This is a genomic window from Cedecea neteri, from assembly GCF_000758305.1.
In the GTDB taxonomy this organism is placed as follows: Bacteria; Pseudomonadota; Gammaproteobacteria; order Enterobacterales; family Enterobacteriaceae; genus Cedecea; species Cedecea neteri_C.
In genome coordinates, this window is record NZ_CP009458.1 from 334,290 (window position 1) to 355,551 (window position 21,262).

Here is a 21,262-nt window from a genome sequence, read left to right on the forward strand (position 1 = left end):
AAGGTTAACAGGCCTGATAAGCCTGTTAACCTGCATACAAAAGATCAACAGTAAGACTGATGCCTGTAGCTTTTCTTCACATCTGTAGCCTCTAGTTTTTTAGGTACCAATAGCTGAGGCCGGAGGAATAAGGAAAGCACAGTATCAATATGGTTATCCGTATTCGAAGAAAATACGTATGATTGCCCATCTGGCGTCAAATTTTTAACTGAATCAATAATTCTCAAAGCCATCCCCTCCCTGAAATCGGCGTTGGTAAATATTGTTTCAGAAGCCTTAGCGGCCATATTTTCATTACGAAGAAAATTAACATCCTTAGAATCAAAGTATCGATAAAGCCTGCGTTCATTGGTCTGTCTAAAATCAAATTTCAATGTATCATTGATTGCAACATGCGAGCGTTTGAAATATTTATAATTTTCCACGCTCGCTGCATTTACGTCATACCGCTGATGCCCAAATCGACTAACTTGCTTCCCTTCTGCATTACCCACTTTTAGTGAAAAGAATGAAAAATCATCTGTACCGACAAAATTAATATCAGTATCAGTTGTGTTCCCCTGTTCGAAAATCATTCTTCTGTCAAGAAGGTTTCGTCTGGATCTAAAAACAGCCTTGCCATCATTAATTAAGTCAACATCTGAGTAATGAATCAAATTAAAATTTAATTTTTTAAAGCTCTCAACAAAGTCATATGATTCCTTAGTTAACGGATAATTCTTCCCCCTAAGATTTTCAATATTCCTATCACTGAGTGCTGAAACTGATTTAAAACTTGTAATTTCACCTTTCCAATGAGTTCCTTTACTCATTTGTTGATAACTTTTATTCACTCGTCTTTCCGTTCTTTTTTCTCTGAACCACTGAATAAACCTGCGCGTGAACAGGCCGGAATCATCAGTGCTATTAACAGGATTATTCCTGCACATCCGGAACAGGTTCAACCCGTCCACCGTACCAGCCGGGTCTGCACTCAGCCAGCGGCCCGCCCATGGCTGGTAATACCGGTAGCCGTAGTAATACAGCCCCGTCGCATCCCGCTCTTTGCCCGAGTAGCGTGCCGTTTTGTAGTTTGCTTCCGTCTGGCTTCGCGCCGCCCATACCGCCGTGCCGCCGTACGGGTAGTACTCTTCCTGGCTGATAACGTTGCCGCTGCCGTCCAGCTCCAGCTGGCTGCCGCCCGTCAGGTTGTCGTAACTGTAGCGCAGTCCGTCATTGCCGATGTCCGCCGGTTTGCCTGCCGCCCAGTGCAGCACCCGCACCTGCGCCCGGCCCGCTTCACCTACCGTGATGACCTGCAGGCTCTCCGTTTCCGAGCTGCCGGTTTTTGTGGTCCGTAGCTCCAGCCCAGGCAGGTAGAGCGCCCGCTGCGTCTGCGTGCTGTTCCCCGTTTGCTGCGTGCTCACCTTCAGGATTCTCTGGCTGCCGCCGTCGTAGCGGTAGCTTTCGCTGTCGTTCACGCCACCGTCACGCGCTACCGGGCTGACTTTCAGCAGCTCGTTGCGCAGCGTCCAGGTAAGATTTTGCCCCGGCTGTAGCTGCTTTTGCTGCCCGCCCGGCGTGAACAGCCCGTCCACATCCGACGGATTTTTTGCCAGCGTGCTCAGCACGCCCCGGTTGCTGCGGTCGCTTATCGTGATATCCGTGGTGTAGCGGTGGTTGGTGGCCGCCGCGTTGTGGCGAATCTGCGTCAGGTTGCCGCCGTTATCGTAGGCGTAAGTGCGGGTGTAGCTGGTGAAGGCTGCACTGTCTGTGGGAAGAGGAACGGTGGCGGAAGGTAACTGACTGCTCTGCTGCCCGGCACTGGCCATTTCACGCCCGGTGGCGCTGACCAGCTGGTACAGGCTGTCGTAGCTGTACGTGTTCTCCGGCACCACTTTCTGATTCCGCCAGAAGCGAGTCTCTTCCGCGTCGTTGCGGATTGTCAGCACGTTACCCACCGGGTCGTACTCGTAGCGAATATCCTGCAGGACCTTCGCACCAGACACATGCCCGGCCGGACGTTCGGTTTTTATCCCCGTCAGGCGCTGTGTCTCAGGTTCATACGCGTAGGTCGTCACCACGCCGTTGCCGTGCTCTTCCCGCAGCTTCTGCCCGGCGGCAGACCAGGTCAGGGCTTTCACGATGGCCTGCTCTTTGCCGCCTTTCAGCGTCAGCCAGCTCCCGGACAGCAGGCCCGCCACGTCATACGTCACGCGCTGTACGTTGCCTTTTGCATCCGTGATGGTCAGGGGGGTTCCCGTCGAATCCGCCGTATTCTGCGTGGTCAGCGTCTCTGCCGCCAGCAGGTCGTTCCAGGCGGAGGCATCCTGGCCCTGCCAGTCGGCCACGACAGCCGGGTTGTCGGCGTCCTTCAGCAGGCGGCGGGTGACGGACAGCGGCGCGCCGGTCAGGGCTATCGCGTCAGTCTGCTCCAGCCCCGCCGGGTCGTAGTGGCTGATGCAGGCCCCGGCGAGGTTCCGGGCCTTTTCTGCCGCGCTGTTGCCCGCATAGACGAAGCGCTCAGTCACGCGGGCTGCGCCTCCGGCGGTACTTTCGGTCACGCTCAGCGGTCTGCCGGGGAGCGTCGCCGCTTCATACTGCCAGCGGCGGATCACAGCCTGACTTTTGTCTCCGGCAGCGTCGATATTATCGCCCCCCACCACTGGCCGCCCGGCGACGTCGTTCAGGGTCACGGTGGTGCCGTTGTCCACGCCCTGGGCGCGCAGCACGTTGCCGGCCAGATCAGTGATGTACGTGAAGTTTGCCAGCCCGGCCTTGTCGAGACGCGGATCGGCGCTGCGGGTCAGAAACCCGCCTGGATTATACCGCTGCCGGGTGATGCGTTCGTCGGTGGTGGTTGGGGTGTCAGGATGGCGGTGATATTCGATATTGCGGATGCTCAGGCCACGGTTGTCGAGAACCGTGACCGAAGGGGTTTTGCTAAACAGTGATTGATTCATTATATTCTCCGAAAAAACAGGTCCTGGATTGCCTTAAACCATGCAGGTTTTAGTCTTTCTGTCATTTTCAGCAAAACTGAACCTGCTTCTTCCAGGCTATATTTTATTAATTACTCATCCAGGTATGTGCGTTTCCAGCCGTAACTTTCATTCTTAACGGGAACGATGTTCTTTCAAAGGTCCTGACTTCATTTTCGATCTTATCTATTTTTGAATCATCGATCTCGCCATTATTAAGTTTTAATTTGTTATTATAATAACTTTTTAACTTACCTTTATTTGCATTGATGACTTTGGTAAACAAAATATTACCGCTACTTTCAAGCACCTCATTAGTTGTCACATCGGCCCCTTTCACCAGGCGATTATAGTACCCTCCAGGTTTCTTTGAATAACCTGCACTTGCCGTATCTAATACTTTGGCAAGGACTTTTGATCCTGGCTGCACGGCAAAATGTGATAATGAGTAACCATAACTTAGCTGACTCTCATCTGATGTGGGCATTCTGTAAAGTCCACTCAACCCAATGCCTTCACTGGAAAGGTGAATATCCCCAAAGGAACTCTCTACCGTATCATCATGGTCCAGATAAACACCGCCGCGCTCTTTGAGCCAATAATATCTTAAAATATCAGCACCGGCTGCGGCATATCCCGAACTAACAGCATCATGGTATTGCTTATAATTTTTACTATCCGTGAGTCTTTTTCCTTCCTCTGTTTCCATGATATCAAGTAGCTTAATATTCCCTAATGTACCCTGCTGTAATACTCCTGCCCAAGGTTCACCGTCCCAGAACGTACTATCAGTTAATATGGTTGTCGTGTAATCAGGGTTTTTATTAGCGTTTCTTTTTAGTCTTTCAATATCTGCATCTTTTAATGCATTAGGCCCAATCCATATATGCCAGATATTTTTAGGTACTGGCCTTGCAGGCGCGCACCCATCACTGTCTTTGAAGGTTACAGGGCTATTCCTGCACATTCTGAACAAATTCAGGCCATCAATCGTGCCTGCCGGGTCCGCGCTCAGCCAGCGGCCCGCCCATGGCTGGTAATACCGGTAGCCGTAGTAATACAGCCCCGTCGCATCCCGCTCTTTGCCCGAGTAGCGCACCGTTTTGTAGTTTGCTTCCGTCTGGCTTCGCGCCGCCCATACCGCCGTGCCGCCGTACGGGTAATACTCTTCCTGGCTGATAACGTTGCCGCTGCCGTCCAGCTCCAGCTGGCTGCCGCCGGTCAGGTTGTCGTAGCTGTAGCGCAGTCCGTCATTGCCGATGTCCGCCGGTTTGCCTGCCGCCCAGTGCAGCACGCGCACCTGCGCCCGGCCTGCGTCACCCACGGTAATCACCTGCAGGCTTTCCGTCTCCGAGCTGCCGGTTTTTGTGGTCCGTAGCTCCAGCCCAGGCAGGTAGAGCGCCCGCTGCGTCTGCGTGCTGTTCCCCGTTTGCTGCGTGCTCACCTTCAGCACGCGCTGGCTGCCACTGGCATAGCGGTAGCTTTCGCTGTCGCTCGCCTTACCCTCCCGCTGCACCGGGCTGACTTGCTGCAGTTCGTTGCGTGGCGTCCAGGTAAGATTTTGCCCCGGCTGTAGCTGTTTCTGTTGCCCGCCTGCCGTGAACAACGCTTCCACCTCCGACGAACTACTTGCCAGCGTTCTCAGCAGGCCCCGGTTGCTGCTGTTGCTTATCGTTATATCAGTGGTGTAGCCGCTGCCGGTCGCCGGGGTATGCCGTATTCGGGTCAGATTGCCGCTTTGATCATAGGTGTAGGTACGGGTGTAATTTGTCATTGCGGCGTTGTCGGTGGGCACCGGAATGGCCGGAGAAGGCAGGCTGCTGGTCTGCTGGCCTGCCCCGGCCATTTCACGCCCGGTAGCACTGACCAGCTGGTACAGGCTGTCGTAAACGTAGGTATTCTCCGGCACCACTTTCTGATTCCGCCAGAAGCGCGTCTCTTCCGCGTCGTTGCGGATTGTCAGCACGTTGCCCACCGGGTCGTACTCGTAGCGCAGGTCCTGCAGGACTTTCGCGCCCGAGGCGTGTCCCGCCGGACGTTCGGTTTTTATCCCCGCCAGGCGCTGTGTCTCAGGTTCATAGGCGTAGGTCGTCACCACGCCGTTGCCGTGCTCTTCCCGCAGCTTCTGCCCGGCGGCAGACCAGGTCAGGGCTTTCACGATGGCCTGCTCTTTGCCGCCTTTCAGCGTCAGCCAGCTCCCGGAGAGCAGGCCCGCCACGTCATACGCCACGCGCTGTACGTTACCTCTGGCATCCGTGGTGGTGAGAACGGTTCCGGTGGCATCACTGATGCTCAGCGTGGTCAGCGTCTCTGCGCCCAGCAGGTCGTTCCAGGCGGAGGCGTCGTTGCCCTGCCAGTCGGCCACCACAGCCGGGTTATCAGCGTCCTTCAGCAGGCGGCGGGTGACGGACAGCGGCGTGCCGGTCAGGGCTATCGCGTCAGTCTGCTCCAGCCCCGCCGGGTCGTAGTGGCTGACGCAGGCTCCGGCGAGGTTCCGGGCCTTTTCTGCCGCGCTGTTGCCCGCATAGACGAAGCGCTCAGTCACGCGGGCTGCGCCTCCGGTGGGACTGTCGGTCACGCTCAGCGGTCTGCCGGGCAGCGTCGCCGCCTCATAGACCCAGCGCCGGGTGATAGCCTCACTCATATCACTCGGGGCCCGGGCATTGGTGATGGACAGAACAGGACGTCCGGCGGCATCACTGAGGTTAAGGGTCAGCCCGGCGTCGAGGCTGGAAACGCGCAGGGCGTTTCCGGTCAGGTCGCTCAGGTACTCGAAGTTTGCCATTCTAGCGGCCTGGAAACGTGGGTCAGAGGCCCGGGTCAGGGATCCCCGGTGATTATATCGCTGGCAACTCAGGCGTTCGTCGGTGGTGGCTGGCGTGTCAGGATGGCGGTGATATTCGATATTGCGGATGCTCAGGCCCCGGTTGTCGAGAACCGTGACCGAAGGGGTGTGGCTGAACAGAGTGAAGCCCATTCCGCTCTCCTTTGTTATCAATCGTTATTTTCCCCTGTATCTCAGAAGTGAGATCCAGGGGGAAGGATGGCTAAATACTCGGATTATCAACGTGGCTACGAGGCGGTGTCGTTCTCGTCCTCAGCAACCGTAAACCACGGCGTAAACAGAGTTCGCCTGAAGTCTCCTTTGGCGGTTTTAACCTGATATTCCCGGCCTATTGCATCGAAGTAGTGAGTGTCGGCATACAGATCGTGTCGGGCACTGTCGTCGCTGATATAGAGCCAGCTGTTTAAGAAAAATGGCTGGTAGCGGCGAATTAACTGCCCTTTCCCGTCGTACTCGCCCCGCCCGGAAACCGCCCAACGGGTATTTGTGTTGGCAACAGCGGGTTTTCCATCGCTCCCGGTCACAAGACTGCCATCGCTCTTGCGTTGCCAGGCCTCACCGGGTTCGAATCGAATGGCGGTCTGCAGCTCACGGCCAAAACCATCGCTGAACGCGATCGTCTGCCGCCGCTGTTGCTGCTTATCGGTATCGTAGCGATCCGTGGTGATAGTCAACGTGTGAGGCGGCATCCTTGAGGATTTACCCTCCATCCAGCTGTTGTCGCAATAAACCAGACACTGCGCCACGGGAATTGCCGTCGTAATAGCCAGCGCCTCTTCTACCGTTGCCGGGATGGTGAAAGGCACCTTTTCTGCAGAAGGCTGTGTATATCCCCGCGCCACGCCGTTTTCAGTTCCCCAGAAACGCGAGCTAATCAGCCGTCCCCACGCGTCCAGGGTGACTAATTGATGGTTATCGTTAGGATCGGTGAGGTGATTGGGCGTCAGGAAACGATAGTCATAATCCGCATGGGTTTTGGCTCCTGCGGCATCCTGGATATCCGTCACCGCACAGTAATGAGTATCCCAGGTGATGGAGGTTTTTCCTGTCAGCCTGGTGTCCCGCTGCTTAAGAGGACGATAGAACTGGCTGGCAGAGCCATAATCCGTAAACCCTTTGAGGGCACACATCACCGTTGATTCAGAAGTTAACTGTAGAGGCGGTACAACGGTAACATATCCAGCCAGATTCAGCTGTAAGGCCAGCTCAGTTTTCGTCATGATGCCATCGAATACGGCCAGTTCAGTGTTACTCAATATGGCCTGTTCCGTGAGGTCAAGCAGCAGGGGCCAGCTCGGTTTGGTATTCTCACCTTTCCAGTAGAACTGCTGATGCCCAAGGTACTGAGCGCTGCCTGTGAGTAATCCCCCTGTTATCAGCGACTCCAGCGTGATGCCGCCTGAAGGGACTTTTTCTGCGCTGTGTTCCCATGAGTCATCACGCACAACCAGCGGGATACCCGGCAGGAAGTGAGCTTCATCCTGCGTCCAGTTATACCAGGTTTGGCGCTGGCGGGTTAAACGCAGGACCTGCTGTTGCTCGTCGTAGCTGCTGGCAAACAGCGTGTCCGGCAGAGTAGTCGGATAGGGAGAAGTGGCCGGTTTGGTCCTGCGGGGATAGGCCACGCTTACGCTGTCAACGGCGTTACCCCATTCATCGCTCGCCAGGGTAATTGTCTGGTGGCGCTGCGGATCGCTGGCGACGCGCTCATAGCTGTAGTCCCGGCTTTCCAGCGTGCTGGCCCAGGCCCCCCCTCCGACCATGTTGCTTAACTGGCGAACCTGAACGCGGTATTCACTCACGGCGTAAGGCACGGCCGCCGCCGCAGTACCATCTTCCCCGTACACTTCTGTTCGCAGCAGATGCCCTTTCATGGCACGGTACATTTCATCCTGGTTTTCATCGGTCAGCGCCACGTCCACATCTTTCAGCTGCTTAGCATCATATTGGCTAAAGCGAGGTATAAAATGCGGCCAGGCCTGAGAATCACCGGACCAAAATTCAGCGGGCAGTGACTCATCAACGGCACGCACGCCGGTGGAGAACCAGCTCACCTGCCGGGAAGGAACGGCAATATTATCTGAGCCCGTGGCCTGCGCCAGCGTGTCGGTATCTTTGACAGAAACGCGGGCAAAGCCTCTGAACTCGCGCTCTTTGCCATCCCATACGCCGCGCGCATAAGTCTGAACGGAAGAGAGTTTGTTTCCCGTTATCTCGTCGAGCACTTCCCGACGCCTGACAAGCTGCATTGCAAAAGGCAGGTGGCAGGCAAGCTCTTTCCCTACATCCCTGGCCTGCTGTTTTTCATCCAGCCAAAACTGCGCCGAACTGCGGTATTTGAGCGTTGTTTTTGTTCCCCGGTGGTTATCGATGCTTTGCAGCAAGAGCGGGGTGTTGCCCTCCAGCTCCAGATGCCAGTGGACGGGCGACATATGCGGCACGGTCAGAATAATACTCGGCGCACCCAGCCCCTGAGTATCAGCAATATGTAACTGGCAAGTACGATCAAAAGTGACCTTATCAGGTAAGGAAACGGTTTGAGGGAAAGTAAAGCGGTTGCCGGACTCATTGATATACAGCGACAGAGAAGTCCGGTGCGCATAAATAATATCCATCGCACCGGAACCGTCGGTATCCGCCAGCCACACTTGTTCAGGGTTGAATTCGGCATCCGGGACGCTGAACCCAGGCAGGGTTATCGGTGAACCGAATTTGCCATGCCCCAGATTAGGCCAGCAGCGAACGCCGGACGAGGTAATTTCGACCAAATGCTGCTGGCCCGAGCCTAATATATCGGCGAAAGCCACCAGGGCTCGTTCATTGTTCCCGGCCAGCGGCAGGCGAATGCCGTCCTTTTGAGCAACATTTTCCGCGGCCTGCCAGCCGGTTCGCTGGTTGGCATACAGCCGCACGCTGTTCGGCCCGATCATTGCGAGGTCAGGCAAGCCCGCACCCGAGAGATCCGCCAGTTGCGCCTGCGGGTGGAAATACTCGACAGGCAATGCCGAGACGGGGACAAAGGGTGACCACTGCCCGTCTGACGACAAGGAATGGAAGCCATTCACGCCCGCCGACGTGACCAGCCAGTCCAGCTTGCCGTCGCCATTGATGTCGATAAGCATGCCCGCATCCTGCAGGGAGGGCATTGCCGGTAAAGGTGTCAAGGCGTCATAGGTAATGGATTCGCCCGGCCCCCGCTGTGGCGCGCGATACCACCAGGCTCCCGGTGCATCCTGGTACAAAATCCCAGGGATGCCTTCGCCATAAAGATCAACGAATTGATAAGGCTGCAGTAAATTGTATTTTTGCAGAACATCCATTTTCTGCCAGCCGGACCAGCCGCCCTCTTCCGCAGGCTGGTAGGTGAACGATAACGGCGGCATGGTCTGCACTGCCCCCGCCTCGTCATAAGCCACGGCCTGAATGCTACTCAGGGTTGCCGCATCGGCATTCAACGCATAGGTGTATAGCTGCCGGGCAATCAATGCCGGTTTTTCATTGGCCACCGTGCGCCCCGCCAGCGCCTCAAGGCGATGGAACATCAGCACCTGGCGACATAAACGCCGGGTACGCACTTCAAAACCGTAGTCAAACCGGGAGAAGATATCAGACCGCAGCAACCAGCCATCGGGCTGCGACGCCGCGTAGGCCGGAGGCTGGTTCAGCGTCACGCCGCGCTCACCGTAGTCCAGCACCAGATGGAACAGCCATTGATTTTCAGCGGGCGGAGTTTTATCCAGCGCAAATAAACTGGCCTGTGGTTTGATGTTGCCGTAATTGATCTGGGCCAGATAGCGCTGAGCGCTGGACAGTGGATGCTGTGTTTTTTCGTCCGCATCGCACTGCGCATCATTTTCTGCCCGGTACTGATAAGCAATGTGCTCGCCGGTGGGCGTAACGCTCTCCTCCAGGCACCACTCTGCTATCTGGCTTTTATCCGTCGGGTTGGCGATCCGTGCAAGGTCGGTTTTCCCCCAAATGGAAACCTCACCGGTGGGGGAAAAGACCACCCAAAACGGCAGGTCGGTATTGCCGGTATCGGGCTGCCAGTATTCAAAGCGGCTGAAGTCCTGCACGATACGAGGCTGATAGCGGGTGACGCGCCAGCTTGCCGGCAACGTGACCCCCTGCAAACTCCGTGTGACGCGGATATCCTCTTTCCCTTGCGCATTAAGGGCGATACGTAATATCTCGCCGTCAGGGCTTAAAAAGGTGTCTTCTTTGGCGTAGCGGGGCACGCCGTGTGAAGTCCGAAGGCGAATAGACGATATCTGTGCCTGCCAGCCACGGCCAAACAGGCCCGCGCCGCTGAGGCTCGAATAGCTCAGCGCCAGCTGAGGGGCATATCCTCGGCCTGAGGTAACAGGGAAAGGAATGGTCAGCGTCGAGGCCCCCATTGGCCCGCCCATGGTTAACGTTTCGCCCATCCCCTGCATGCTACCGCCTCCTTTAGGCAGAGACGGAGGAAGAACGGTTAACGTTTTTTCGTTTTGCATGATAAATACCTCACAGGCCTCTGATGAGGCCTGGTTTAAGGTGATGGATTAAGCGCGAATGGTGTAACGAATATGCAGAATGATATCGTTCAGGCTTGCGAGCAGGTCTTTCTGGCCTTTTTTCGCATCCGGGAAACTCAGCGTCAGTGACCCGGCGTCATCCACTGGAATCCCCTCAAACGGCAGGTACCGCGTGTCGTTGAAGTCCAGTACAAACTGGCCGCTGTCGTTCATCCCGTGCGAGATAGCAATGGCGCTACAGCCGCGCGGCATCACCACGCTCCCGCCATAGTTCAGCACAGCCCGCACGTCCTCATAAGGCCCCACCAGCGCAGGCAACGTGACGCTGACCTGTTTGATCAACCGCTGTTTACCCAGACTTTGATTGTAATCCCCGGTGATATTGAGGCCCTTCAGCGAAATGGACGCCTCAAGCTCGCCGTTAGCATTGAGCTTCACTTCGTTGCCGTTCGAGCCGAACGGCTTCGTACCGGTACCAATCAACGAGGTGACCGCCGCCTTCAGGTCAAACTTGTTCGAAGACAGGCCAGTGTAGACCTGCGCCAGTGAAACAGTGCGGGTCACTTCCAGCGCGCGGACGTCGCGTTCAAACCACGCTTTTTCCATCTCGGCCAGATTAAGCTGCAGCGTCTCCCCGGCCATCAGGCCTGCAGAGTTACCGTTCCAGGCGCTGCCCCGGATAAAGGTTATCCCCTCGTCGTTCAGCTCACGGCGCAAAGCTTCCTGCGCCATCAGGCAGAAGGACTGGGTAATATCAAAGAACTGATAATAGATGGCGCTCAGTTTCCCTCGCATCCAGCTCTGCAGCACCCGGCTGGTGAACTTACGTTGCATAAATTCAAGCTGAGCCTGGGTATGCACCTGCTGTGTTTCAAGGTATTCGACCTGAAGTGAAGCCGCTTCCCGGCGAATATCCAGGGCAAGCAGTTGCGTGTCTATCTGGTCAACGCTGTTTTGCTCGTTGTCGCGCTGAATGCCCCATTCTTCGCGGCGACGGCGGTACATTTCGGAGCGGCCCACTTTATCTGCATTAATCTGCATCGCCGTGGATTGCAGGGCCATTACGTTAGACGCCGCATGGGCAACAGCCCCCCAGCGAGAGCCCCCACAGGCAAAGCCAAACACATTCGGTGCCATATCCACCGCGCCGCCCACAATGCTCATGGCCTGGCTGGCCACCGCAAGGCCACCAGCGGTGTTAGCCAGGTTCATGGCCTGCCGTTCACCAGCAGAGACGTCTGCATCGTAGAGCTGCGAGTATTTATTCAGCCGCATCTGAGCACCCTGTCGGGTAACCTTCAGCGCCTCAATATCGGCCTCAGTTTCTGCTAGCGCGCGCTCCTGGAGATGAACGCTCTGCGCCATCAGATCCATACCCTGCTGCAACAGCAGGGTATTAAACTCATCCGCATCGCTGCTTTCCGCCAGCCTCATCAACGCCGAGCCAAACTGCTCCAGCTGGCTGGTCAGATTACGCGCACGCTCTAACATCACCGGGAAGCGATACAGCGAGAGCGTACCGGTTGGCAGGGCTCGACCGTTTTCTGATGCCATGACCTGGCTTGCCTGCAGGGCTTTAGGGTCCGTTGGCTCAGCGTAAATAGACAGAGACAGCGGCTGCCCGTCAATACTGAGGTTGTGGCGCAGGTTATACAGGCGCAGGCGCAGAGTGGCCCAGCATTCCGTCAGCGCAGGGTTATATTCCGGCAGGAACAGGCCCGCCAGCGAATTCGCCGTACGTTCATTCGGTGACACCTCCTCGCCAGCGCGAATATGGTTGAGGAGTCTCTGGTGAGTTATCCGCCCGGTTTCACTGGCGGCATTTTTGAGCGATGGGTTATGCCATTCCTCTTTCCCTAAGTCTGTCGGCTCCTCGCCCATCACTTCCAGCGCGAAGACGTACCACATTTTGGCTTCATTGAGCGAGTCGCGGGTTAACGCCCGGTAGGCCATGTCCCCGCGGGTGATAATCAGCTCGATAAAGCGCATGAAAGTGGCGACTTTATAGTGGGTCGGGTCGTTCTGGGCGATGGCATCGGGGTCGATGGCGTCCAGCGGGTTGGCGTTCCAGGAGGTGGTTTCCTCCAGCGGCCGGCAGTTCCACGCCCACGGCGCGATTATCCCGTTGACGATGTAGCCCTGCGGGTTCCAGACGTAGTTCATCCACTTCCGCGCCAGCTCAAACTGCTTTTCCTGCAGCATGCGCTGGAAGCACATCATCGGCACGTAGTAGAACAGTTCCCAGTAGTAGAGGGCGCAGGCGCTGTTAAAGTCCAGCGGCGTCGTTTGCGTCTGCAGCACGCTAATGGCGGGGTCTCTGTTAGCGTTGTAGTTTGCCGATGGGGTGAAGCTGGTTAACGACAGATCTTCCGCCGAAATATTTTTGAAGGCCCCCACGTTCTGCCATATGTGGTTGTGGTTGTACTGCACCTTAAGGTCTAACCCTTTATTTCGGTCAGCAGGGAACTGTACCGGGTCGCCATAACTCGTTTGAGAGGTCGGCACAAACAGAGTGATCTGTTGAGACACGTCGGTTAACTGCCCGCTCCAGAAAAGGGAGTCCTGGTTGACGGTCCCTGCCTCGCAAAGGTAAAGATTGACCGTTCTGGATGAACCGTGTAGCGCGGCATTATAGGCAGGGAAATTCACGGTGATAAACCCCCCCTTACCGAGCTTAGGCTCCGGCAACTGCTGGGTTGCCATCGACAGAATGGCGCCGATACCGACGTTTGCCCGGGTGACCAGCGTAGGGGCAAGCAGGGTGTTAAGGCGAATGCGGTAGACGCCGTACTGCATATACTGCACGTCAGTGTCGGTTTCATACAGATGGAGAATGGTATTCGGGCTATAGTTGACGCGCGTTACCCTCAGGCTACCTTTTACACTCCCCATGGAAATTCCATTCCGGGTATAAGCCTGACAGGTGATATCAACCGAGGCCTGATTGCCCTTGAAGGTAAGCGTGCTACCGTCAACCAACAGCTCGTTGAACGAGTACCTCATCTCATCGAAGTTGCCTGCTGGCTTGTTGCTCACGTACTGCTGGGCGGTATAGGTTGATTTTACGTCGCCCACAGTGACCGCAACAGCGACCCTGGACAGGTCAAGTGTGGTGTCTATGGAGAGCCAGTCTGTAACTTTATTATATGATATTTGTCCTTTGGGATACGGCTCACCGTTTGCATTCATTATATACACTGCACCACTCAGAGCATTCCCAAGCCTTGCTGAATAAATCATGTTGAGTTCATGTGGAATGATTAGGCCATTAAAAAAAGCGTTCCTCCCCGCGTTATTCGCTATAAAAAATCCCTTTCCGGGGTCTGTTTTGGTCAGACTAAAGTATCGGTCAGTATACGAGCTATCTGTTGTGGACATGAACACCAGATATTCTTTGCTCTTGTTGTAAGCTGTATAAACTAAATTTTTGTTGGGAGAAGTAGACGTCCAAATTTCCAGAGTTTTGCAGGGAATAATAAACTCACTACCCCATTGGGATTTTCCATCCAGCCCTGGCAGCTTCATCGCATCGATCGTCCGACGCTGTAAGTCCGTCTCCTGGGTATAACGAACGGCAAAACTCAGCTCGGATAACGTAATATTTATGATATTAGATGAATACTTGAAGCCGATCCTGTTTATCTTCGTATCAGGGACATAGGCCACGTTATTATCGCCATATGATCCTGAAGAAAGCGTCAGCGAGGTGGGGATATCGTAGTCAATGGCAAAGCGATAGTTCGCCTTGCGGATAACCTTCAGATTAGTATTGATAGCGTCCAGCGTGGCGCCCAGTAATGAATATCGAGAAAGCTGGGTAGCTTCCATTTTGTTCAGGGTACCGTCAGCATATATCGACATCCCCCGGATAGAGTCCGTACTGCTAAAGTTATAATTGGCCTTAATCTTATAGACAAACACCATGAGGGTGTCTTCGCCATAATAGGCCGAGGCACACAGCCCCAGTGGCCCTGTTTTCAGGTCATTTCCAACCACGTCATTAACCTGAGTGGTAACGTCATAAACCCACGGCGCACTCCAGTTGCCGTCCTGGCGCAAAAATGCCAGCTTCAGCGTATAGCGCCAGGAGGCCGTGAATGTAGAGCTGCCGTTGCTTGCAACCTCATCCCGCTCCAGCCAGGTGATATACAGCCGGTCACGAAACACCACAGGGCGGATGGTGTCGTTCCAGACGTTCATCGGTGCATCAATTTTGACCCATTCGCTCCAGGCGTTGGCCGCCAGCTTGCCCTCGCTGAACCGGGACATATCCATACTGCGGAAATAGTATTCCGGGATCCCTTCGCTGGTGCGGCCGACAAACCAGGTTTTGCCGCTGTCGCTGTTGACGTTATCGTGATAGGCGCTGATGACTTTTAAATCCGCCACGCTTTCAAACCGCGCAAGGTAGGTTTTGAACGCATCCTCTACGGTGTCTTCACTCAGCTGGCTCTGGTTGATGTACTGCAGCATCTCATCCATCATCTTCGTCTGCCCCACGCGCATCAGCGGGTCAACGTAGTTTTCCGGGTAGTACACCAGGCGGGAAATCCCCCCCCACGTGGCGTAGCGGCTGTTAATCTCCCAGTCGGTAAAGAACTGCCGGGTAGAGACGTCCGGGCGCATGTTAGGTTCAATACGGTTCAGCGCCCGGTTGATGTGCAGCTGCACGCTGGCGATGGCCTCGGCAATGCGGGTGGTTTTGACCTCGGGTGAGACCTGGTTATCAATCAGGAAGTAGCTGTAGAGCTGCTCACGGTTTTGCACCGCCACGCCGTCAACTTCAACGTTACTGATAAACCATTGTGAAAGGATGTCACTCAGCCGCCCGGCGCCGTAGCCTGCCAGCAACTGGGCCTCTCTGGCCGTCAACGCCGCCTCCAGCTTGCGGGCCAGGGATGACCACTTCGCCCAGTCTGAAGCGTTTGCGCCGCTGGCCGAAAGCCGGATATCGGTCAGTTCTTTAATCACCACCGGCATAGTGTTCAGCGCCCCGGCAACGTTCACCCACTGCAGCATCGGGTAAATCGTCTGCCAGCCCCCGGCAATTTTGGCGCTGTTTTTTCCCGTCACGCAGAACAAAGCCTGGGTCAGCATCGCTTCCCCCAGCCCCATTGCAGAAGCCAGCTGCGCAACGTCAACGCTGCCCGTATTCAGCGTAGCCAGAATACTGCTACTTTCACGCCCGAGGCCGTTTATCCAGCTGTGGAAATGGTACAGAGACAGCAGCCGGTTAACGGCATCGCGGCCAGCAACCACGGAGGCAAACAGCCGCCGCCGTTTACCCGTATCTGCCGCCAGCGCGGCCACCTCTGCGGCACTCAGGCGCAGCGCATCAACCGTCAGGGCGTATTGCCCCAATACATGCAGGTAACCCGCCAGAATGTCTTCGCTTTTCCCGGCGCCAGGCTCCAGCTTTTCACTAACCAGTAAGGTGAGGAACGGTTTGAGCTTGAAATTCGCGTCGGTATCGCACCAAAGCAGCAGGGACACGGCCAGGTCCGGGGAAGAGAGATTCAGGGCACCGGCAATATACGGCGCGACAAGGCGACAGCGGGCTTGATCATCAGTAGCGGCCGTGAGGTCGGCTTCCGTGACCCGGCCCTGAAGGCTGCCGCGGAGGTTGATCATTTCCGGGGTCAGGGTTATCGGGTGGTCCGGAGTCGTCAGGTACCACAGCTGCTCTGCCGTGAGTTTGGCCTCCTCTGTCCAGGTGACCAGCGTGTCAATGTAGCGGACAAACTCCGGGCCTTCGGTAGAGAGGCTCCCGGAAGCCAGGAACAAAAGATACAGCTCGTTCACCGTCAGCGCGCTGACCCGGGCAACCAGCGCGAGGCGATATAGCGCGGTAATGTTTTGCAGGCTGAGGGCAAACTTATCGGTCGAATTTTTCAGTAAACCAGCCATCAGGGCAAGCTGATAAAGCTCTTCCTGAGTGACCCCCAGGCCGTTCAGCAGCGCATCGTGGGCGTGAGAAGTATCATCCACGGTAATGCTGGTTGTGTCAGAAACCTTAAACCATTCCCCGGCCAGCGGCGGCGTGTTAAACAGTTGGTCAAACTCGCTGACCTGGTTGTCCAGGCTGTATTGGGAGAGAGTCCCGCCGCTTAAAATCAACGAATCGGACGCGCTGGTGCCATAGCGCCTGCGGAAGAACAGAGTGTAGAACACCATATTCAGCACTTTATCGTTAATAAGCTGGTAGCCGTTAGCCGCCAGGACAATACTTTCCAGTTCATCAGGAGTAAGTCCGGTGGCAATACACAAGCGAATAGCTTTATTAAGCTTCAGCATGAAGGCATGCTGCTCAAGTGTTTGAATATCGAAGGTATATACTCTTGCAGTATAACCCGACGGATGATTTCTTCTAATCTGAATAGGGACAGATTTTATAAGCTCTCCTTCGGTCAGCGTTATCTCGCGAGAATAATGCTGGCCTGCCTGAGGAATAAAATTCTTATCCTCAAATAATATCTTGTTACCTATCCTGATTTGGAAAAGAGGAAAATTTGTGTACGTCTGTTTTGTACAAAAGCGTACGGCAAAGCGATTCCCTTCCACAGGTATCAGTTCAACATAGTAGAACTGATCGGCTTGATCGTTAGTACGCTTGATGGAATAGGTCTTGAGGGTTTGATTGGCACCCTGAATCGTGACGGTCAGCCTGTCGTTGGTATAAAGTTCGCCTGCATGTTCAGTGACTACACTGTATCCCCCGACAAACTCGCTAGCGTAATCAGCGGTGACATCATAATAATTGGCAATACTTTCAGCGTTGGAGAAGTTTTCAACAGGCTGCGAAAAGTTTTTTTCATATAAACTTTTGTAATTGCTCTCGGTTATTTCTTCCGTCAGGATGGCATACAGCTCCGGCGAGATATTGGCCAACAGCGCCAGCAGCGCGTTCTGGTCGGCTTTCGCTATCACGGCGGGGCTGTCGGACAGCTCTTTTAGCAGCGGGTCGAGGGTCAGAATCGACTGGCGCAACGACTCATAAGGGCGGTGATAAGGCAAAGAGCCCGCCTGCCGTGCCGAGGCGAAATACTGCAGTAACTCATCGCCGGTTTTTCCCGTCTCTTTTTCCACATGTGCCAGCAGAATCTCATTCGACAGCGTTAACGTGGAAATCTCGTCGTCCATATTGGCCTGATTCAGCACAAGCTCTGCCAGATCCGGGCGGCGGACCTGAAGGTTGAAGGCTGAATTTTCGACAAAGAGATCCTTCGCCTCCCGATACAGCTCGGTCAGGTAGCCTGCCGGAGAAAACATCGAGGCGACGGAGCCGGGCAACACAAAAGAGGACGAGCGTGAGCCGAACATCTCGTCATAGCTTTGGGATTCTATATTGCTGGCAATACCGGCGCGAATAGCGTCAGGAAGCTGAGGGTTCGCCCGGGTAAAAACGCGGGCTTCAAGCAGGGTGTTCGCTTTTTTTGCTTCCTGGGCTTCATCAAAGATGTGCTTTGCCTGGGAATGCGTTATTACATCGCTATATTTATCTTGAATTTCGCCGAAGGATAAATGCTGTAAGGAGGCTAATAATACTTCTTCATCGTTATTATTACCCTCATTTATTTTAGATAACAGCTCGCCGGTATTTAACATACTTTTCACCGCTCTTATTAAGGATTAACACTCCGGGCACAATGTCCGAAATGATTAATTTAGCGTAGCAGCAGCGTTCTTTTGAAATCAATGAAGCAAAGCGAATCGGCATGATGTAAATCAATTAATTTCGCAAACCTTTAAAATACATCAGAACAATCCCATTAGTTATCACGCATAAATTCACACCACAATAAATGGGCCTTTGTGATTATTTCCTCTCGCAATAAAACCATTAATTAACTAACAATTCATCCAGTCACCTTTCACATTGCAGCTGCTATTAACCCACTGTTTATTAAATAGTTAATATAATAAAATCAGCCAGATTCATTATATTAATCACTCGTTAATAAAGCTGGAGCACAAAAAAAAATAGACCAGGTTTCAGCCACTCACACCTACCTTATTTAGTAGGCATAATGATTGAAATTATCCGGTCGGAATGGTTATTTAAAAGTATTTATATTTCATTCTGTTCAAAACACTTAACAATACACAGAAACAAATCCAGTGCTGAACACACCACCATCGCATTTGTTTGTTAACAATATGATAAATTCATAGAAGCATCATAAAAATTAAAGTATGGGCGTTATTTTTTAAAGCGTTGTGAGTCAAGATCCAGCTTTGGGGGTAAATATGTAAAGGCAGGAAAGGCACGAGAAAATTCCGACACTCATGCTTCTGACGCAAAGCTTCCACGAAGCTAACGGCAAGAGCCACGCCGGGCATATCAGGCACGTACGGCAAGGGAGCAACCTTCAAGAGGCTTACAAATGATGTAAGGGTCAGGATTCAGAACAATGTGTGGAGAAGATGCCAGGAAAGGATTGGAGCGGGCGAAGGGAATCGAACCCTCGTATAGAGCTTGGGAAGCTCTCGTTCTACCATTGAACTACGCCCGCTTTAAGGTGCGTGAGGCATTATAGACTTTCAGCACTCGCTGGCAAGTGCCTTTATGTCCAGGTGATGGTTTTTCAAGCACTTTTTAGATTAACACGAAGGTTTGAGATAGCGCTGAGGGTCGATCGCGGTAGCTCGATAGCGAATCTGGAAGTGCAAACGCACCGAATCCGCCCCCGTGTTGCCCATCGTGGCAATCTTCTGCCCGGCCTTCACTTTCTCACCCGTATTCACCAGCATCGTGTCGTTATGGGCATAAGCGGTGATGTACTCTTCGCTGTGTTTGATCATCACCAGATTGCCATAGCCGCGCAGTTGGTTACCGACGTAAACTACCGTTCCCGCGCCGGAAGCATAGATTGGCTGCCCCCGAGAGCCCGAGACATCAATGCCTTTGTTGCCGCCGTCGCTGCTGGAGAACGGTTCAACGATGTTGCCCTTTGTCGGCCACAGCCAGCAACGAGCTCCCACCGGCGGCGGTGCTACTTTGGCAATAGACGTATTTTGTGAGCGAGAAGGCGCAGTGGTGTTTTTTGCCGTGGCGGTATTTTTCGGCCGGCTTGCAGAGCCTGAGCCTTTGATCCGAATACGCTGGCCCACCTGGATGGTGTAAGGCGCAGGTATCCCGTTCAGCCGGGCGAGATCGCCCACGCTGCTGCCGGTCATTCTGGAGATTTTAGAAAGTGTGTCACCGCGTTTAACGGTGTAAACCGCGCCGCTGAAGGTGCCTTCATTGCGGGTGCTTTTGGCTGATTTTGAGGAGGAGCAGGCCGTCAGCATCAGGCTCGTCATGATAATGAAAGCGGTGATGTGCCAGCGTTTAAAAATGCTTTCCTTGCGCAAACCAGGCCCCGGAAATGTTGATCAACTTGAGGGAAATCCCCCTCCTTGCGGAGAGGGATGAGGGTGTTACTTAGTCGGACGCAGAGCCGGGAACAGGATAACGTCGCGGATGGTGTGGCTGTTGGTGAACAGCATAACCATGCGGTCGATACCGATACCCAGACCCGCCGTTGGCGGCAGGCCGTGCTCCAGCGCGGTGACGTAGTCTTCGTCGAAGAACATGGCTTCGTCGTCGCCTGCCGCTTTCGCATCAACCTGGTCCTGGAAGCGCTGAGCCTGGTCTTCCGCATCGTTCAGTTCGGAGAAGCCGTTCCCGATTTCGCGGCCGCCAATGAAGAACTCGAAGCGGTCGGTGATTTCAGGGTTTTCGTCGTTGCGGCGCGCCAGCGGGGAGACTTCTGCCGGGTATTCAGTAATGAAGGTCGGCTGAATCAGGTGGCTTTCCGCAACCTCTTCGAAGATCTCGGTTACTACGCGACCCAGACCCCAGCTTTTCTCGATTTTGATACCGATGCTTTCCGCGATGGCTTTCGCAGAGTCGAAGTTATCAAGATCGGCCAGGTTGGTTTCTGGACGGTGTTTTTTGATCGCCTCACGCATGGTGAGCTTTTCAAACGGCTTGCCGAAGTCGAAGGTCTCTTCGCCATACTGCACTTCGGTGGTGCCCAGCACATCCTGAGCCAGAGTACGGAACAGGGATTCAGTCAGCTCAATCAGATCTTTGTAATCCGCGTATGCCATATAGAGTTCCATCATGGTGAACTCAGGGTTATGGCGCGGAGAGATGCCTTCGTTACGGAAATTACGGTTGATCTCAAAGACGCGGTCGAAACCACCTACCACCAGGCGCTTCAGGTACAGCTCTGGCGCGATACGCAGGTACATGTCGATGTCCAGCGCGTTGTGGTGCGTGATGAACGGACGAGCTGAAGCGCCGCCAGGGATCACCTGCATCATTGGGGTTTCAACTTCCATAAAGTCGCGGCCAACCATGAACTGGCGAATACCGGCCATGATTTTAGAACGCACTTTAAAGGTGTTGCGGGATTCGTCGTTAGCGATCAGATCCAGGTAACGCTGGCGGTAGCGGGTTTCCTGATCGGCCAGGCCGTGGAATTTGTCCGGCAGCGGGCGCAGCGCTTTGGTCAGCAGACGCAGTTCGGTACAGTGAATGGACAGCTCGCCGGTTTTCGTTTTGAACAGCTTGCCGCGCGCGCCCAGGATATCGCCCAGGTCCCACTTTTTGAATTGCTCGTTGTAGATACCTTCCGCCAGGTCATCACGGGAGACATACAGCTGAATACGGCCGCCAACGTCTTGTAAGGTCACGAAGGACGCTTTGCCCATGATACGACGGGTCATCATACGGCCAGCCACGCTCACCTCAACGCCCAGATCTTCCAGCTCTTCGTTCTCTTTCGCATCGAAGTCAGCGTGCAGTTGGTCTGAGGTGTGATCGCGGCGGAAATCGTTCGGGAATGGGATACCCTGCTCACGCAGAGCCACCAGCTTCTCACGGCGCGCTTTCAGTTCATTGTTAAGATCGGCTGCGTCAACGCCCTGTGCTTGTTGTTCAGACATGTTGG

Annotated in this window: 6 protein-coding genes and 1 tRNA gene; all 7 read right to left on the minus strand. The window is 54.4% G+C overall.

The features are described 5' to 3' along the window. Positions 1–44 precede the first annotated feature (44 nt). Complete coding sequence (locus LH23_RS01555; RefSeq protein WP_039287475.1) at positions 45–2,942, minus strand: RHS repeat domain-containing protein; 2,898 nt, start codon at positions 2,940–2,942, stop codon at positions 45–47. 106 nt (positions 2,943–3,048) lie between these two features. Beyond that, positions 3,049–5,937, minus strand: coding sequence for an RHS repeat-associated core domain-containing protein (locus LH23_RS01560; protein ID WP_081946037.1), 2,889 nt, complete (start codon positions 5,935–5,937; stop codon positions 3,049–3,051). A gap of 95 nt (positions 5,938–6,032) precedes the next feature. Beyond that, positions 6,033–10,301: a SpvB/TcaC N-terminal domain-containing protein gene (locus LH23_RS23055; RefSeq protein ID WP_052050108.1), complete on the minus strand. Its 4,269-nt coding sequence runs from the start codon at positions 10,299–10,301 to the stop codon at positions 6,033–6,035. A 48-nt stretch (positions 10,302–10,349) separates the two neighbouring features. Then, on the minus strand, positions 10,350–17,927 hold the full coding sequence (locus LH23_RS01565; RefSeq protein WP_039287478.1) for a neuraminidase-like domain-containing protein: 7,578 nt from the start codon (positions 17,925–17,927) through the stop codon (positions 10,350–10,352). Positions 17,928–18,761: 834 nt separating this feature from the next. Continuing rightward, positions 18,762–18,835 (minus strand) — tRNA-Gly (locus LH23_RS01570). An 88-nt stretch (positions 18,836–18,923) separates the two neighbouring features. Next, entirely contained in the window at positions 18,924–19,676 is a 753-nt protein-coding gene (gene actS, locus LH23_RS01575) for an amidase activator ActS (RefSeq protein WP_269320211.1), read from the minus strand. 66 nt (positions 19,677–19,742) lie between these two features. Next, entirely contained in the window at positions 19,743–21,257 is a 1,515-nt protein-coding gene (lysS, locus tag LH23_RS01580; RefSeq protein ID WP_039287480.1) for a lysine--tRNA ligase, read from the minus strand. Positions 21,258–21,262: the final 5 nt, after the last annotated feature.